16 protein-coding genes are annotated in these 17402 nt (G+C 41.2%); all 16 read left to right on the top strand.

Annotation, left to right across the window (positions count from 1 at the left end):
• Positions 1 to 148 precede the first annotated feature (148 nt).
• Positions 149 to 1393 carry a sensor histidine kinase gene (locus LPB68_RS03460; protein ID WP_068657838.1) on the top strand — a complete coding sequence of 415 codons (1245 nt, stop codon included), beginning with the start codon at positions 149 to 151 and terminating at the stop codon, positions 1391 to 1393.
• Positions 1394 to 1401: 8 nt separating this feature from the next.
• Entirely contained in the window at positions 1402 to 2058 is a 657-nt protein-coding gene (locus tag LPB68_RS03455; protein WP_068657839.1) for a response regulator, read from the top strand.
• A complete protein-coding gene (locus LPB68_RS03450; RefSeq protein ID WP_068657840.1) occupies positions 2051 to 2974 on the top strand; it encodes a hypothetical protein in 924 nt (307 codons plus the stop codon). The genes LPB68_RS03455 and LPB68_RS03450 overlap by 8 nt, the downstream gene beginning before the upstream one ends.
• A gap of 115 nt (positions 2975 to 3089) precedes the next feature.
• Complete coding sequence (locus tag LPB68_RS03445; protein WP_232510209.1) at positions 3090 to 4598, top strand: nitrate/nitrite transporter; 1509 nt, start codon at positions 3090 to 3092, stop codon at positions 4596 to 4598.
• A gap of 52 nt (positions 4599 to 4650) precedes the next feature.
• On the top strand, positions 4651 to 5913 hold the full coding sequence (locus LPB68_RS03440; RefSeq protein WP_068657849.1) for a molybdopterin molybdotransferase MoeA: 1263 nt from the start codon (positions 4651 to 4653) through the stop codon (positions 5911 to 5913).
• Positions 5914 to 5990: 77 nt separating this feature from the next.
• Complete coding sequence (mobB, locus tag LPB68_RS03435; RefSeq protein WP_068657851.1) at positions 5991 to 6572, top strand: molybdopterin-guanine dinucleotide biosynthesis protein B; 582 nt, start codon at positions 5991 to 5993, stop codon at positions 6570 to 6572.
• Between the two features lie 122 nt (positions 6573 to 6694).
• Complete coding sequence (locus LPB68_RS03430) at positions 6695 to 10375, top strand: nitrate reductase subunit alpha (protein ID WP_068657853.1); 3681 nt, start codon at positions 6695 to 6697, stop codon at positions 10373 to 10375.
• Positions 10365 to 11834: a nitrate reductase subunit beta gene (gene narH, locus LPB68_RS03425; protein WP_068657855.1), complete on the top strand. Its 1470-nt coding sequence runs from the start codon at positions 10365 to 10367 to the stop codon at positions 11832 to 11834. Before LPB68_RS03430 ends, narH begins: the two co-directional genes overlap by 11 nt.
• Before the next feature lie 168 nt (positions 11835 to 12002).
• Positions 12003 to 12698, top strand: a complete 696-nt coding sequence (narJ, locus tag LPB68_RS03420) for a nitrate reductase molybdenum cofactor assembly chaperone (RefSeq protein ID WP_068657856.1) — start codon at positions 12003 to 12005, stop codon at positions 12696 to 12698.
• 5 nt (positions 12699 to 12703) lie between these two features.
• Positions 12704 to 13384, top strand: coding sequence for a respiratory nitrate reductase subunit gamma (gene narI / locus LPB68_RS03415; protein WP_068657857.1), 681 nt, complete (start codon positions 12704 to 12706; stop codon positions 13382 to 13384).
• A 15-nt stretch (positions 13385 to 13399) separates the two neighbouring features.
• Positions 13400 to 13996 (top strand): molybdenum cofactor guanylyltransferase, encoded by a 597-nt coding sequence (gene mobA / locus LPB68_RS03410; protein ID WP_068657858.1) that lies wholly within the window; start codon positions 13400 to 13402, stop codon positions 13994 to 13996.
• Between the two features lie 18 nt (positions 13997 to 14014).
• On the top strand, positions 14015 to 15049 hold the full coding sequence (locus LPB68_RS03405) for a ThiF family adenylyltransferase (protein ID WP_068657862.1): 1035 nt from the start codon (positions 14015 to 14017) through the stop codon (positions 15047 to 15049).
• Positions 15050 to 15073: 24 nt separating this feature from the next.
• Positions 15074 to 15304, top strand: coding sequence for a molybdopterin converting factor subunit 1 (gene moaD / locus LPB68_RS03400; protein ID WP_068657864.1), 231 nt, complete (start codon positions 15074 to 15076; stop codon positions 15302 to 15304).
• A 41-nt stretch (positions 15305 to 15345) separates the two neighbouring features.
• Positions 15346 to 15840, top strand: a complete 495-nt coding sequence (moaC, locus tag LPB68_RS03395; protein WP_068657866.1) for a cyclic pyranopterin monophosphate synthase MoaC — start codon at positions 15346 to 15348, stop codon at positions 15838 to 15840.
• 20 nt (positions 15841 to 15860) lie between these two features.
• On the top strand, positions 15861 to 16334 hold the full coding sequence (locus LPB68_RS03390) for a molybdenum cofactor biosynthesis protein MoaE (RefSeq protein ID WP_068657869.1): 474 nt from the start codon (positions 15861 to 15863) through the stop codon (positions 16332 to 16334).
• A gap of 45 nt (positions 16335 to 16379) precedes the next feature.
• Entirely contained in the window at positions 16380 to 17387 is a 1008-nt protein-coding gene (gene moaA, locus LPB68_RS03385) for a GTP 3',8-cyclase MoaA (RefSeq protein ID WP_068657874.1), read from the top strand.
• Positions 17388 to 17402 lie beyond the last annotated feature (15 nt).

Below are 17402 nucleotides of genomic sequence, written 5' to 3'. Positions count from 1 at the left end.
GACCTCATGGCAATGCCGCCCTTGAAAAGGGACGGTATTGCCGTTTCTGCTTGTTTAAAATTTGTTTTGATTAATGATTCACAACGGATGTAAGCTAGTGGTAGACTAGAAGTCGACTGTAATCTCAGTCAATGAAAGGAGAAGTAAAATGATACCTTTTCGAAAGTCACTTGGATTAGCGAAGTTCATGGTTAGAAATGGCTTATTAACGATCAGCACTACCTTAATCATTGTATTCTCGATTCGAATTATGCTAGGGATCGATGATAACGATTGGAAATATTTTATAACGACATTTTGTTTTGTATTAATTATTACAACTGTATTTTTCTTTATTATTTATTCCCAAGGGCGTAGGCTTAGATCAGAGCAAGAACAACTGGCAAGTGTATTTAAGCATATTTCAGATGGTGTTCTTGTGCTTGACAAAGAGATGAATATTAAGAGAATTAATCCAGCTGCTCAGCAAATGTTAAATATAGATGATGGTGAAATGACCTTGAGTTTCTGCAATATGTGTTCGAATTATCCAGGGTTGCATAAACTTTGTTCTTATCAAGATTGTTTTGTTTCTGATTCATCTCAACAGTTAATAGAGCTTCAAGTAGTTACTCCACAGGGAGTTACCAAATCTGTCAATGCTAGCGTATCGCATTATGTAGACACGATGCATGGGCCCTTAAGTATATTGCGTATTCAAGAAGTTGAAGAGAAACGTCAGGAAGAACAACATCAAATTGCCAAGATGATTACACATTCCATACTGCTCGCACAAGAGAATGAAAGAAAACTTATATCGCGCGAGTTACACGATGGAATCGGACAGTCGCTCTATAGCATTCTGATTCAATCTGAAGTGTTGAAACAGAATATTGGAAATGAGATATCTGATGATCACATGGACCCTTTGCAGGATGCTATTCGCAATACGATCGAGGATATCCGTGACTTATCAGCCGAACTACGGCCATCTGCGCTTGATGATATTGGATTGATCGCTGCTCTCCGCAAATATTTCCGCATGTATGGGCAGAAATTTGGTATTCAGGTTCATTTCAAAGTGGAAGAGGAGGGTGCGCGTATGCCAGCGGCAATTGAGACAGCCTTTTACCGCATCGTTCAAGAAGCACTTACGAATGCAGCTAAATATTCACAAACTGATATGATAGATGTTCAGTTAAAGCTTAATCAGACTTCCGCAGAATTAAAGGTAAGAGATTACGGATTAGGTTTTGTCATTACTTCTGAGCTCCGTCAAGGAGTTGGGTTATATAGTATGGAGGAGAGAGTCAAGATTCTAGGTGGCGCGTTTGACATTCAATCTAAGTTGGGAGAAGGGACTACAATACAGGTGCAAATCTCTAATTCAGATCATTTTGGTTCGAAATCATAGGAGGGTATATGTTGAAAATAAAGGTTATCATTGTAGACGATCATGCTGTCGTGCGAAGTGGGCTTCGTGCTGTACTTGATGCACAAGCCAGTATCACAGTCGTTGGTGAAGCAGCAGATAGTGTATCCTGTATTCAGCAAGCCATGGAACTTAAACCAGACATTGTGCTGATGGATCTAAGCTTTCCAAATGGCCGTGATGGTCTCTATACAACGAAGGAGCTTTTGCAATCAATGCCCGAAGTGAAGGTTATTGTTCTAACGATGCATGATGATGAACAGTATTTATTTCGCGCACTAAAAGCAGGAGCATCAGGATATATTCTGAAATCAGCACCATTATCCGAACTTGTAACGGCCATTGAACAGGTTCAACAAGGGCTTGTATATTTACATCCATCTGCAACTAAAAAGGTTATTCAAGGGTATCTGCAAGGACAGCCGAAAGATCCAAAGGATGTATTCGAATCTCTGACAGAACGGGAAAAGGAAATTCTTAGTCTAGTAGCAAAGGGATATACTAATAAGGAAGTGGCAGAATTGCTATTGATTAGCGTAAAGACAGTTGAGAATCATAAAGCAAATATGATGGATAAGTTGCAATTAGATAATCGCCGAGAGTTAGTGAAATTGGCTTATAGAAGGGGGTTACTGGATATTGATTAACAGTACTACGATCCAGCAGAAAATCCAAAGAGAACTAGAAGAACTCAAGCAAGAAATAGGATTGGATTTTGTTGCCATAGCGTTAACAGATGGTATATACCGTGATATTTATTGGCGATTTGCCCTCGGTGCCAAATCAGATCAATACAAGAAAATTTCAGTTCGTATGGGTAAAGGAATGGCTGGTAAAGTTCTGCAGGGGATGACTCCACACGTTGTTAATGTGTTTCCGGGAGATGTACAGGAAGAGGTATTAGAATATCCGATCTTCATAGTGGAATCCCTTCACTCTGGAGTAGGTGTATCCATTAAATCTACTATTCAGGCACAAAGGCTAGCGTATGGTGTACTGCTCGTTGGTCATCGAAGCAGACGTATATTCCTTGCACAGGAAATTGCACGTGTGCAAGACTGTGCTAGTGTGCTTGCTCAATTGTATGACGAGGTTACTAACTCTGGAGATGTTGAGGAGTTTGTTGGAATACCTAAATCAAATGAGCAACTATATAAAGATACTGAATCTGCAATGAATCATAAAACAGGGCCAATTGTCCAACTACTTCATGAGGCGCAAGCAGCAGGAATTACTTGTGAACTGTTAGATCAGCGAATAACACGATTGAGTGGAGAACGTCAGGAGGAAATTGCAGCAATCATATCCCTATTGGTACAAGAGTATGCTATTTCTACAGAAGCTTCGCAATTAATTATTGGTCAAGATGAGTTAGGGCACACTGTGATCGAATATGAGGGTTATCTTCTTCACCCTGCATCACAAGAGTTATTTCAATCTGTCATGCCCCAGCTTAAATCACTTAAATGTGATCTAGAAATCCTGATTGAGAAGGAAAAACAATCGGTAAGATTTTCAATACCAACACGACTTTTACTTGATGAAATAAATTGGAGTAATTAAAATTACGATATGTGGGGAATTCCTAGCATGAAATGAGGGAATTCCCCTGTTTGTTTCCCAGTAGGTTTCCATGATAATAAAAAGTATTCATTTCCATAAATCAGGAGGTATAGCTGTGAAACAAAAAAAGGCAATATTACCCTTACAAACGTTAAGTCTAGTGCTTGGCTTTGCTGTTTGGGGTATCTTATCATCGCTAATCGTATTTATTAAAGACGGAATTCCTTTAACATCAGGACAATTATCGTTAGTCACGGCCGTACCGATTATATTAGGTTCTATTTTACGGGTTCCATTTGGTTATTGGACGAATAAGTATGGGGCTCGACTGATGTTCTTAATCAGCTTCGTTGTCTTGTTAGTCCCAGTATTCTATATCAGTAGAGCTGACAGTTTTGCTGACCTTATCATAGGGGGATTATTCCTGGGGGTTTCAGGCGCTACGTTCTCTGTAGGTGTTACTTCAATTCCTAAGTATTATCCACGCGAGAAACACGGACTCGTTAATGGTATTTACGGACTGGGGAATATTGGATCTGCATTAAGTACATTCTTCGCACCAATATTAGCAACGCAGTTTGGATGGCGGTCTACGGTTCAGTTTTATCTTATTCTTCTCATTATATTTGCGATTGCTAACTTCTTTATAGGTGATCGTAAAGAGAATAAATCGAGCGTTCCTTTGATGGAGCAAATTAAAGGGATCTACAAAAATGAGAAATTATGGCTTCTGTGCTTCTTTTACTTTATAACGTTCGGTTCTTTTGTTGCATTCACAGTATTCTTACCCAACCATCTTGTTCAACATTTTGGTATTAGTAAAATAGATGCAGGTCTTCGTACCGCTGGTTTTGTGCTATTGGCAACAATTATGCGTCCTGTAGGTGGCTGGTTAGGTGATAAGCTTAATCCATTTAAAATTCTATCATTTGTATTCATAGGATTGACAATCGGTGGTATTATGCTAGCATTTTCACCATCCATTATGTTGTATTCAGTAGGATGTTTACTTATTGGTTTCTGTTCGGGAACAGGAAATGGTACACTATTTAAATTAGTTCCACTATATTTCTCGAAGCAAGCAGGTATTGCTAATGGACTTATTTCTGCCCTTGGTGGTCTCGGGGGATTCTTCCCTCCACTTATGTTATCAGCCCTTCTTGCAATAACAGGTCATTATGCGATTGGATTCATGGCATTATCCATGGTTGCATTATGTAGCTTGTTGCTTGTGCTATATTTGTACTGGCAGGATCGAGTGAAGTTAGCAGAGCAAATCATTCAAAGTACTTCGCAAGCCGTGCTTGTTACAAACAAAAAAGGCATAATCATCAACGTAAATCCTGCGTATACAGCAGTCACTGGATATACTGCTGACATGGCTATTGGGCAAAAATCCGGATTTCTCAAATCAGGTCGTCATGATAAAGAATTCTACGAGTCTATGTGGAAGGGATTGAAAGAGAATAATTGTTGGAGCGGGAATATTTGGAATAAGAAAAGAAACGGAGAAGCTTTTCTACAACATATCACCATTAATGCAGTACAAAATGATGTAGGTGAAACAAATTATTACGTCGGAGTATTTAGCGAAGTAGATCCAACCTTGGCTAAGTTAATCTAGTTCTAGTGGTAATAACCGAAATGACTAAGTTTTAGGAAGGGATGTTTATTCTATGAGTGGTAGAAAGAATCAACAGAACTTTATGCGAAAAGCGATCAGTGTGGAGGAAGCAACCCAAATCGTATTAAGTAATGTTCACGTGATGGTGAAGGAAGAGCTTCCAATTATGCAAAGTGTAGGGAGATTTTTAGCTGTGGAGGTCGTTGCGCCACAGCCAGTCCCGCATTTTCGTCGTTCAGGAATGGATGGCTATGCGGTTATTAGTTCGGATACCTCCCAAGCTACGATAAAGACACCTGTGACTATAAAAGTTGTAGATAACATTCCAGCTGGGAATGTCTCGCAAAAGGTGATTAAGAGTGGTGAATGTGCGCGGATTATGACGGGCGGTGCTGTTCCTGACGGGGCAGATGCTGTTATTAAATATGAAATGACAGAAGAAGGCGGCATTGACTTGGATGGAGTAGATACCTGCCGAATCAAAGGTGCTGTCACTCCGGAAATGAATGTTTCTCCGATCGGCATTGAAGTTTCAGAAGGTGAAATCATCCTTCGTACTGGTATACGTATTGGACCAGGAGAGATTGCCTTGCTGGCTATGTTCGGCGTTGCAACAGTTCAAGTCTATCGGCAACCAAGAGTTGCTATAATAACGACAGGTGCTGAATTATTAGACGTTCAAGCTCCACTTGAACCAGGTAAGATTCGCAACAGTAATGGATATATGATTGCAGCTGCTATTATGGATTATGGCGGGATCCCCATCATGTTGGATCGAATTCCAGATGATTCTGAATTAGCTAGAACACAAGTGATGTCTGCCCTAAATACATATGATGTAGTTGTTACAACAGGTGGTGTCTCTGTGGGGGATCACGATATTATTTATGATGTTACCCAAACTTGGGATGGAGATCTCAAGTTCAACAGATTACTAATGCGCCCAGGAAGTCCCACCACCTATGGATTATGGAATGGCAAACCTTTATTTGCACTTTCCGGAAATCCCTCAGCCTGTTTTGTTGGCGCAAGGCTTTTTCTTCGCCCAGCTATTCGTGGCATGATGGGGGCTGAACTTGTTCCTGAACAGCGCATGACGGCTATATTAACTGAGGATTATCTTAAATCAGATCGTTCTACACGTTTTGTTCGTGGTGTACTATCGAGCGTTGATGGCATGCTGCAAGCAGCACCTGTTGGTCTGGATATGTCAAGTGTCACGGTATCTTTACGAGATGCTAATTGTTTGATCTGTATCCCGGGCTCACCTAACGGTTATAAAAAAGGTACTTTAGTGGAAGTTATACAGTTATAGAAATTGTCAACAATATCGATCAATCGTATGAGTTCAACCTGAATCACCAAGTTTTAAAAGAAAGGAGGAAAAGTTTAATGCCCAGAGATTTTTATGATGATATTACTAGCGGAGGCTTACCAGTGTTACAAATCGTCGGCTTTAAAGATAGTGGTAAGACGACACTTGCTTGTAAGATTATCGCTTCGCTTGCTAATGATGGACTAAAAGTTGGATCAGCTAAGCATGATGCACATCGATTTCAATTGGATGAACCTAGAACTGATAGTAGTAAACACCTAATGCATGGATCGGTAGAAACCGTCCTTACATCAAACACAGCTACCCGGTGGATGCGTCAAGAACCTACCTCATTGTCGGAAATTGCTGAAATGCTATATGGACGTGTAGATATATTAATTGCAGAAGGATTTAAATCAGCACATTACCCCAAGGTTGCTCTCATTCGAGAAACGGATCAGATGGAAGAGCTACTCCAAGAGGCATCTGACGTACGTCTATGGATAAGTTGGTTAAATCCGAAAAAATTGTCAGATCATAGAGAAGTCAATCCGCAAGACTATAATGCCCCGATTATTTCTATTCATGATGAGGAAACTGTCTTAAACAGTATCCATACCCTCGCAATGTCACTCCTTTCACCAGACGTTAAATCATAATTTGTAAGCCAATCATATAAAACTAGGGAAAGCCCTAAGTCGATTGAGGGTTTTCCCCTCTCTTTTTCGCCAGTATTTGAGTCTACAATGATAAGTAGAATATGGCGCAAGGAGATGACCGAATGAAGAAGAATAACCCTCTATTGCAAAAACTAACATTTTTCCGCAAGCGAGAAAAGAATGCCGAAGGATGGAGCGAAGTAACAACAGCTGATCGTTCTTGGGAAGATATGTATCGTAACCGCTGGTCGCATGATAAAGTTGTCCGTTCTACCCATGGTGTTAACTGCACAGGATCTTGCAGTTGGAAAATATTCGTAAAGAACGGTATTGTCACTTGGGAATCACAACAAACAGATTATCCAACAACAGGACCTGATATGCCTGAATTTGAACCGCGGGGCTGTCCACGTGGAGCAAGCTTCTCTTGGTATCTATATAGTCCACTTCGGGTGAAATATCCATATATCCGAGGTAAATTGCTACAAATGTGGCAAGAAGCTAAACAACAATACGGAGATCCAGTACTAGCATGGGGTTCTATTGTTGAGAATGAAGACAAGAAATTAACCTATAAATCTGCCCGAGGCAAGGGCGGCATGGTCCGTGCATCATGGGATCAGGTCAATGAAATTATTTCCGCATCATTACTGTATACGATTAAGAAATATGGCCCAGACCGCGTATTTGGATTTTCGCCAATTCCGGCAATGTCCATGATTAGCTATGCTGCTGGATCGAGATTTCTCTCGTTACTCGGTTCGCCACTACTCAGTTTCTATGACTGGTACGCAGATCTTCCGCCAGCTTCGCCTCAAATTTGGGGGGATCAGACGGATGTGCCTGAAAGTAGTGACTGGTACAATTCTAGCTACTTGCTTGTATGGGGATCTAACCTTCCAATGACAAGAACGCCAGATGCACACTTTATGACAGAAGCTCGATATCGTGGAACTAAGGTCGTATCTATTAGCCCAGATTATGCTGAGTTTGTGAAATTCGCTGATAAATGGCTACAATCGAAGCAAGGGACAGATGGAGCACTTGCCATGGCGATGGGTCATGTTATTTTAAATGAATATTATGTTCAGAATCGCACGGAGTATTTCGAAAATTATTCTAAAAAATATACTGACTTTCCATTTCTTCTTTTATTGGAAGAGAAGAACGGAGTCTGCACAGCAGATCGTTTCCTAACAGCGAAAGATCTAGGGATTAAAACGAATAATCCTGAATGGAAGACAGTTCTTATTGATGAAAATACAGGAGAACTTCATATCCCGAATGGCACAATTGGATCACGTTGGGGTGAGGATGGTAAATGGAACTTGAATCCGGTGGATACGATTACTGGTGACGACATTAATCCACAGCTTGGACTAGGCCAATATGCAAATGGGAATTTAGACATCAGCTTGCCATACTTTGATGATGACGGTAAGACGGTCATATCCCGCAGCATTCCTTATAAAACAATTGAGGCTGCTGATGGCACAACATATCGGGTAACTTCTGTGTTTGACTTGATGCTTGCACAGTATGGAGTTGATCCTACGGGTGCTGGTAGCTATGACGATGCAGACACCGCATATACACCAGCTTGGCAAGAAGCCATTACAGGTGTTGATCGAGCTTCAATTATTCAAATTGCTCGTGAATTTGCTACAAATGCTGTAGAAAGCCAAGGACGTTCGATGATTATTGTCGGTGCAGGAATTAATCACTGGTACAATTCGGACACGATTTATCGTAGTATTCTGAACTTGGTTCTCATGACGGGTTGTCAAGGTGTTAATGGTGGTGGTTGGGCGCATTACGTAGGACAAGAGAAACTACGTCCAGCCGAAGGATGGGCTACAGTTGCTTTTGCAAGAGATTGGACGATGCCTGCTCGACAAATGAACGGAACCTCGTTCTTCTATTTCGCGACGAATCAATGGCGGTTCGAATCGAACCCGGTAGATGGACATACATCAGCACTTGTGGATAAGACACGTTATGCACATCCTGCTGACTATAACGTACTCGCATCCAGACTTGGTTGGTTACCATCCTATCCTCAGTTCGATGAGAATTCGATCAATCTAGTGAGTCAAGCCAATGCCAATGGTGCCACAACGGCAGAAGCTGTTTCACAATATGTGGCTCAGCAATTGAAGGATCGTAAAATGAAATTTGCTATGGAAGATCCAGATGCAGCAATCAATCATCCGAAGGTGATGTTTGTATGGCGTGCGAATCTGATCTCAAGTTCTGGTAAAGGACATGAGTATTTCTTGAAGTATTTACTAGGTGCGCACAACGGCTTACTAAATGATGATACAAATACCATCCGACCAGAAGAAATAACCTGGAGAGATGAAGCTGCAGAGGGCAAACTTGACTTGATGGTCAACATAGACTTCCGTATGTCAGGTACGGCTGTGTATTCCGATATCGTTCTTCCGGCTGCTACTTGGTATGAGAAGAGTGATCTCTCATCAACAGATATGCATCCATTTATCCATCCATTCAACCCAGCGGTTCCGCCGCTCTGGGAGTCACGTTCAGACTGGGAAACGTTCAAGTCGATTGCCAAGACCTTCTCGGAAATGGCGGAAGGGCAATTCGATGGACCTATACAGGATCTCGTATCCGTACCTTTAATGCATGATACTCCGGAAGAGTTAGCACAACCATTTGGTAAAGTGCGTGATTGGAGTAAGGGAGAGATCGAAGCTATACCTGGTAAGACAATGCCGAAATTTATTATTGTAGAGCGTGATTATGCTCAAGTCTATAAGAAGATGACCTCACTTGGACCATTGGTGAAAGAAAAGCCTTATGGTATTAAAGGGATGAATTGGTCAGCTGATGATGAATATGAGCTACTGAAGAAAATTAATGGTGTAATTGATGAGCCAGGTGTAGGCGAAGGTTGTCCTAAGCTAGACACAGATATCCATATGGCTGAAACGATCATGACCTTATCTTCAACAAGTAACGGAAAAATGGCAGTAAAAGCATGGGAATCTCTTGAGAAGAAAACAGACTTGAAGCTGAAGGATTTGGCGACGGATCGTGAAGATGAACGATTTACCTTTAGTCAAATTACAGCACAACCGAAGACGGTTATTACTTCACCTGCTTTCAGTGGAACGGAACAGCATGGGCGCAGATATTCACCATTTACTACGAATATTGAACGAATGATTCCATTTAGAACATTGACGGGACGACAACATTTCTTCGTCGATCATGAAATGTTAACAGAATTCGGTGAGAATATGGCGATATTCAAACCAACGTTGAAACATTCACCTTTCCATACAGTTAAAGATCGTCCAGGTGTTAAAGGGAAAGAAATTGTATTGAATTTCATGACTCCACATAGTAAATGGTCAATTCACAGTATGTATTATGATTCTCTGCCAATGCTCACATTGTTCCGTGGAGGACCAACCATTTGGATGAATAAAGACGATGCAGCGGAAACAGATATTAAAGATAACGACTGGATTGAATGTTTCAATCAGAATGGTGCGGTTGTCGCTCGTGCTGTTGTCACACATCGGATGCCGCGTGGAATGTGCTATATGTACCATGCACAAGATCGCACGATCAACGTTCCTGCAACAGATGTAACTTCTACTCGTGGTGGAACTCATAACAGTCCGACGAAAATTCATGTGAAGCCAACACATATGATTGGTGGATATGCACAATTGAGCTATGGCTTCAACTATTATGGTCCGACAGGGAACCAACGTGACTTGAATGTTGTTATACGTAAACTTACGGAGGTGAATTGGCTTGAAGATTAAAGCACAGATTGGAATGGTAATGAACCTAGATAAATGTATCGGATGCCATACGTGTTCTGTTACGTGTAAGAATACTTGGACAAACCGTAAAGGTGCCGAATACATGTGGTTCAATAACGTAGAGACCAAGCCAGGGATCGGTTATCCGAAACAGTGGGAGAACCAAGAGAAATACAAGGGCGGATGGATACTTAAGAACGGTAAACTGGAGCTACGCTCCGGTAGCCGTTCCAAACGTCTGATGAATATATTCCATAATCCAGACCAACCAACCATTGATGATTATTATGAGCCTTGGGACTATGAATATGAAAAATTAAACCCAACGAAAGAAACGAAACATCAACCTGTGGCGCGCCCGAAATCACAAATTACGGGTGAACATATGGAAATCAAGTGGGGTCCTAACTGGGAGGATGATCTGGCAGGCGTCCACGAAACAGGATTACTTGATCCAGATATGGCAGGTATTGAAGAATCCGTGCGGATGGAGTTCGAACAAGTATTCATGATGTATCTACCTCGTATCTGTGAACACTGTATCAATCCATCTTGTGTGTCCAGTTGCCCTTCAGGTGCGATGTATAAGCGTGAAGAGGATGGAATTGTTCTTGTCGATCAGAATGCTTGCCGTTCTTGGCGGTTCTGTGTAACTAGTTGCCCTTATAAAAAAGTATATTTTAACTGGCAGACAAACAAAGCTGAGAAATGTACACTCTGTTTTCCACGGATTGAGCAAGGTCTACCGACGGTTTGTTCGGAAACCTGTGTTGGACGTATTCGTTACCTCGGTGTCATGTTCTACGATGCAGATCGTGTCGAAGAAGCAGCTTCCGTTGAGGATGAACAGAAGTTATATGAAGCACAGCTTGATATTTTCCTAGACCCATCTGATCCAGAAGTGATTGCAGCTGCTCGTGAAGCAGGTATCCCAGAAGATTGGATCGATGCTGCACAACGTTCTCCGATCTATAAAATGGCGGTAGACTGGAAGATAGCACTTCCGCTTCATCCAGAATATAGAACGATGCCGATGGTATGGTATGTTCCACCGCTTAGCCCGATTACGAATATGGTTGAAGGTAAAGGCACATCAGCAAATCCAGATGATATTTTCCCAGCTATTGATGATATGCGTATTCCTGTTCAATACCTTGCGAATCTGCTATCAGCAGGCGATACCGAAGTGATCAAGAACGTCCTTAAGAAGATGGCTCTTATGCGTTCACATATGCGGTCTCGTAATTTGAAGAAGGAACCAAATCTTGAACTACTTGAGCAATTCGGTTTGACGGAAAAAGGAATTGAAGAGATGTATCGCTTACTTGCAATCGCTAAATATGATGATCGCTTTGTTATTCCATCAGCACATCGTGAAGAAATTGCGGATCTCTATAGTGAGCAAGGAGCATGCGGATTTACCAATATGGCGGGTGGACCTGGTCCATGCGGAGGCTAATCAGGTAGTTAACACATACAAAACTTAAGCTTATGCTTCCGAAGTTAGTTTTGTTCGAAGTAATTCAGGAAGTAATCCCTCACAAAACTTAAGCTTATGCTTCCGAAGCTAGTTTTGTTCGAAGTAATTCAGGAAGTAATCCCTCACAAAACTTTAGGAGTGATAAAAATGCAAGATATGACGCTCCGTTCGAGTTGGATGATGCTATCGTTTCTACTACAGTATCCCGATGCAGAGTGGCAAGAGACAGCTGATGAAATGTACGTCGATTGGTGTCATTTGCTAGAAGACGAGAACGAGGAAAGTGTAGAACAGATTAAAGGATTTGTCAGTGAATGTATCGCAGAGTTCATTGGAATGGACTCAGAAACGATAACAGAGAGCTACGTAAAAACCTTTGATTTCAATAAAAAAGCAAATTTATATCTGACTTATGGTCAGCTTGGTGAAGAGCGTGAGCGGGGTCCAGCCTTGCTCAAGTTGAAACAAATCTATGAAGAAGAAGATATGTTACTTGCAAGTGAAGAACTTCCTGATTATTTGCCACTTGTGCTTGAGTATGTAGCCGTTGCAGAAGAGGACAAAGGTGTCTCCCTGTTGATCTCTTTCCGTAAAGCTTTAGAAAGTGTAAGAGATGCACTTACTGCAGGTAATAGCCCTTATCGTCATGTAATGTCAGGTATATTATTACTTCTCGATCAGTCATCAGTGGAAGAAGGATCCTTTGAATTCGACGCATCTGTAGGATACGGTGGTAACAATGCTGGCGCGGCGGGTTGTGGCCCAATGTGGGCAGCCGCGGGATATGGCGGCGGAGGCTCATCCTTTCCAAATCTAGATGTGAACCAAATGAAGGGGAGGTAGTCAGAATGTCATCGGGTAGTCAGCTTTTGTGGGTCATATACCCATATATCATTGTTATTATTTTTCTGTTAGGATTGTATTATCGGTATCAAACAGACCAATTTGGTTGGACAGCTAAATCAAGTGAAATACTTGAAAAGAAGAAACTACGTTGGGGAAGTCTTCTATTTCATATAGGGATTATGCTTGTGTTATTCGGGCATATTGGTGGACTTCTTATTCCTAAGTCTTGGCTTGCTGCTATTGGCGTAAGCGATCATTTCTATCATATCATGGCGGTTGGTGCTGGTGGATTTGCAGGAGTGTTAACTTTAGCAGGTTGTCTAATACTATTATATCGTCGTATATCCGACCCACGTATTCGTAAAACGAGTAGTTTCGGAGATATGTTATCCATCATAATGCTTACGACTATCGTTGTCGTTGGAATGGGTGCAACGATATTTAACGCAGCGGGACATACAGATTTCGATTATCGTGAGACGATCTCACCATGGATTCGTGGAGTATTAACTTTTACACCTGATGGTAATTTAATGAAGGATGTTCCGATTATTTTTAAAATACATGTGATGTTAGGTTTCGCACTATTCGCAGTATTTCCGTTCACAAGACTTGTGCATATGTTGAGTATGCCGATACAATATTTGAAAAGAACTTATGTGTTATATCGTAAACGTAGCTAAAAAGGTGGTATTTAAATGGTTACAGGTGTGATTCTAGCAGGAGGGCGTAATTCGCGTATGCAAGGGTTCAATAAAGCGTTGCTATCTTTGGATGGAGAGACATTTATTGAAAGGCAAGTGCGTGTTCTGCGGACACTCTGTGATGAGATTATGATTGTTACACCTGACCCGAGCATATATATAGATCTTATGTTGGGGGAAATCGAATACCTTTCTGACGTATACGTTGGTCATGGACCATTATCAGGAATACACGCTTCTTTTTCAAAGATAAGAACTGAATTTGCGTGGGTTGTGGGCTGTGATCACCCTTCATTATCTGTAACTGCAGCACAATTGATGTTAGATTATCTTCGGAAAAATGATTTTGATAGTGTTATACCCGTCATTGGTGGCAAGCATCAAATGCTTCATGGTGTATATCGACCGCAGTCTATACTGAATTCAGTCATTCAACTCATCGAAGCGGAGAAATATCGACTTTCAGGTCTGTTAGATGTCATGAATTGGGTTGGAATTGATGAGTCTGAATGGATAGCCCGTGGGATATCTACGGATTTCACTAAGGATGTCGATACACCAGAACAATATCTAGCTATATTAGAAGATTGAAACGAGGAGGCAACGATCGTGTGTAATGAAAGATATGTAAGACAACAAAGCTTCGCACCGATTGGCTCCTCGGGGCAAGCTTTACTTCACGATAAACATGTACTTATTATCGGAGCTGGTGCACTAGGTTCTGGCAATGCTGAAATATTGGCACGTTCTGGTGTAGGGAAGCTAACGATAGTAGATCGTGATTATGTGGATTGGAGTAATTTACAACGACAAACACTATATTGCGAACAGGATGCTAAGGAGCAGTTGCCCAAGGCAGTAGCAGCGGCACGCCGATTGCGTCAGATTAACGCAAGTATCCAAATAGATGCTGAGGTATTAGATTGCACAGCTGTTGAATTAATTCGACTTGTCGAGGCATCTAAAGTAGATTTGATCATAGATTCTACGGACAATTTCTCGATCCGTTATATGATTAACGATATCGCATACAAATATAAGATTCCGTGGTTATATGGTGCTTGTTCAGGTAGTTATGGCGTGATGTGTAGTTTCTTACCACATCAACAAACGCCTTGCTTGCACTGTTTATTATCTAGTATGCCGGTTTCAGCAGCAAACTGTGAAATAAATGGAATTATCGCTCCTGCTGTTCAAATGGTTGTTTCATTGCAATCTGCAGAAGCATTGAAATGGTTAACAGGTAATGAGGAGAGTATGTCCAATTCTTTTCGTGTATTTGATCTATGGTCCAGCCTGTTTCAAACTATACAAATTAGCTCAAGTTTAAGACAAGAACAATGTAATACTTGTGGAAACGATCCTTCATATCCATTTCTGCAAGAGGTTGCTTCTATGAAAACAGAAACTTTATGTGGTAGATCCACAGTTTGGATACGGCCATCTAGAGTGTCGCCTTTGGACTTGGAACAAGTGATCGAATCCGCTCAGAAGCGGAGTAGTCGTGTGACCTCTAATCCATATCTTGTTCAAATTCATGAAGAAGAGTATCGTTTAGTTATTTTTAAAGATGGTAGAGCTTTAATCCATGGGACAGCAGACCCGCTTTTGGCTAAAGAATTATATTACCGTTATTTGGGTTAATATGTGTTAGGGAGGGACAGAGATATGAAAATTTTATTGTTTGCACATTTAAGAGAAGAATTTGGTGCTTCTAGCTTATCACTTGATCTTGGAGAGATAACGGTAACCGATTTGTTTGAAGAGTTAGAGAAACGTTATGCGAATTCCTCACTTCATCAGGTCATGGTCGCAGTGAACGAACAATTCGTTAATCGTGATTATCTTATTCAAGCAGATGACACGGTTGCCTTACTTCCACCTGTAAGTGGTGGTTGATCGAAGTATCGCTAACTCAATAAAGTCAGGAGGAACCTATGATGAGTGAATCAAATTTAACGCATTTCAATGAGCAAGGTAGAGCACGAATGGTAGATGTTACTGAGAAATCAGAGACGCGAAGAGTGGCTATAGCCAAGAGTCAAATTCGTATGCGTCCAGAAACATTAAATAAAATTAGAGAAGGCAGTATTGGTAAAGGTGATGTTCTGTCTGTAGCGCAAGTTGCAGGAATCATGGCTGCTAAGAAAACCTCGGACATTATTCCTATGTGTCACCCATTACCATTGACAGGAATAGATATTACCTTTCATGAAGAGGATGCAGAGACGTTATCGTTCCAAGTGACTGTTAAGACAACTGGTGTTACTGGCGTGGAGATGGAAGCACTCACTGCGGCTCAAGTCGTAGGATTAACAATATATGATATGTGTAAAGCGATAGATAAAGATATGGTGCTTGGGGTTACGTACCTTGAGCGTAAGAGTGGCGGTAAGAGTGGCGATTATATTCGTCAAGAAACGGATTCCTTGTGAATGAGAAAGGTGGCTGAGTGATGAATTCTGCGCTATATGTACTTACGGATCAGCCGATCCTTCCAGAAGAAGTTACAGATAAAGTGAAGCGTCGGGAAGCAGGAGCGATAACCTTGTTCATCGGTACGGTTCGTGAACTTACATTAGGCAAGCGAACTCTTTATCTAGAATACGAAGCTTATACTTCTATGGCTATTGCGCAATTGACGCGTATTGGACAAGAAGTTCGAGATAGATGGCCAGATACGATATCTGCTATTACCCATCGGACTGGACACTTAGAAATTTCTGATATTGCAGTTGTTATTGCAGTATCTTCACCACATCGAAAAGCAGCTTATGAAGCGAATGAATACATCATCGAGCGGATTAAACAAATCGTTCCAATCTGGAAAAAAGAGCAATGGGAAGATGGTTCTGAATGGATTGGTGATCAATCAGGACAAAACGCATATCCGGATGGGAAGCCATTAATAGACAGCGATATCGAATAATTGATTCGGTAGTTCATTGTTGCAAAATGTAAAGGGAGTGAACAGATGTCAATTCAAACATTAATCGATCCTTTCGGCCGGAAACATGACTATCTTAGAATATCAGTGACAGATCGTTGTAATTTAAGATGTATCTATTGCATGCCTGAAGAGGGAATGGAATTTGAGCCTGCAGAGCATCTATTAAGTTATGAAGAAATCACTGATGTAGTTAGAATATTGGCTGGAATGGGAGTGCGAAAGTTACGATTAACTGGAGGCGAACCTTTAGTTCGCAAAGAATTGGATGTTCTAGTCGCGATGCTTTCACAAATTCCAGGCATTGAGGATATTGCTTTAACAACCAATGCTATATTTCTTGCACCCCGTGCAGCACGCTTAAAGGAAGCCGGATTAACACGTGTTAATATAAGTCTGGATTCCCTACAACCTGAACGCTTTAAATCCATTACACGTGGTGGAGACATTAAGAAAGTATTAGCCAGTATTGATGAATGTATAAGGGTTGGTCTATCACCCATAAAATTAAATGTTGTCTTGATGAAAGGTATCAATGATGATGAAATCGCTGATTTCCTTGCGCTAACGATGGATCGAGAAATTAATGTTCGATTTATTGAGTATATGCCGATAGGGCATCATGATTCACAGTGGAAGAGTTTATATTTCTCTCTTGACCGAGTATTTGAAGTCTGTGCTGAGAAAGGTTGGTCTTACGAGGCTGCCTCTTCACTACAAGGAAATGGACCTTCAGATAATTATACAATAGCAGGTGCAAAAGGAAGCTTCGGACTCATTCATCCGATTAGCAATCATTTCTGCAAAACCTGCAATCGTCTACGGTTAACAGCTGATGGTGTTATTAAGCCATGTCTTGCATGGTCTGAGCATTATCAAGTTCGTAATGTTATTGGTGATGATGAAGCTGTACGTCAATTATTTCTAGAGGCACTAGGTACCAAACCAGAGAGCCATGAAATGTCTAGGCATTTGTTGGAGGAACAGACAACACATACGCCTACAATGCGCAGAATGTCACAGATTGGTGGATAATTGGAGTGATTATTG

The sequence above is a fragment of the Paenibacillus crassostreae genome, assembly GCF_001857945.1.
Taxonomy (GTDB): domain Bacteria; phylum Bacillota; class Bacilli; order Paenibacillales; family Paenibacillaceae; genus Paenibacillus_AQ; species Paenibacillus_AQ crassostreae.
This window is presented reverse-complemented; position numbering and strand designations above follow the sequence as displayed.

Bases quoted from the DNA above. Each gene is read 5' to 3' on its own strand.
- LPB68_RS03460 (WP_068657838.1), top strand. From the start codon at position 149: ATGATACCTTTTCGAAAGTCACTTGGATTAGCGAAGTTCATGGTTAGA.
- LPB68_RS03455 (WP_068657839.1), top strand. From the start codon at position 1,402: ATGTTGAAAATAAAGGTTATCATTGTAGACGATCATGCTGTCGTGCGA.
- LPB68_RS03440 (WP_068657849.1), top strand. From the start codon at position 4,651: ATGAGTGGTAGAAAGAATCAACAGAACTTTATGCGAAAAGCGATCAGT.
- mobB (WP_068657851.1), top strand. From the start codon at position 5,991: ATGCCCAGAGATTTTTATGATGATATTACTAGCGGAGGCTTACCAGTG.
- LPB68_RS03430 (WP_068657853.1), top strand. From the start codon at position 6,695: ATGAAGAAGAATAACCCTCTATTGCAAAAACTAACATTTTTCCGCAAG.
- narJ (WP_068657856.1), top strand. From the start codon at position 12,003: ATGCAAGATATGACGCTCCGTTCGAGTTGGATGATGCTATCGTTTCTA.
- narI (WP_068657857.1), top strand. From the start codon at position 12,704: ATGTCATCGGGTAGTCAGCTTTTGTGGGTCATATACCCATATATCATT.
- mobA (WP_068657858.1), top strand. From the start codon at position 13,400: ATGGTTACAGGTGTGATTCTAGCAGGAGGGCGTAATTCGCGTATGCAA.
- moaD (WP_068657864.1), top strand. From the start codon at position 15,074: ATGAAAATTTTATTGTTTGCACATTTAAGAGAAGAATTTGGTGCTTCT.
- moaC (WP_068657866.1), top strand. From the start codon at position 15,346: ATGAGTGAATCAAATTTAACGCATTTCAATGAGCAAGGTAGAGCACGA.
- LPB68_RS03390 (WP_068657869.1), top strand. From the start codon at position 15,861: ATGAATTCTGCGCTATATGTACTTACGGATCAGCCGATCCTTCCAGAA.
- moaA (WP_068657874.1), top strand. From the start codon at position 16,380: ATGTCAATTCAAACATTAATCGATCCTTTCGGCCGGAAACATGACTAT.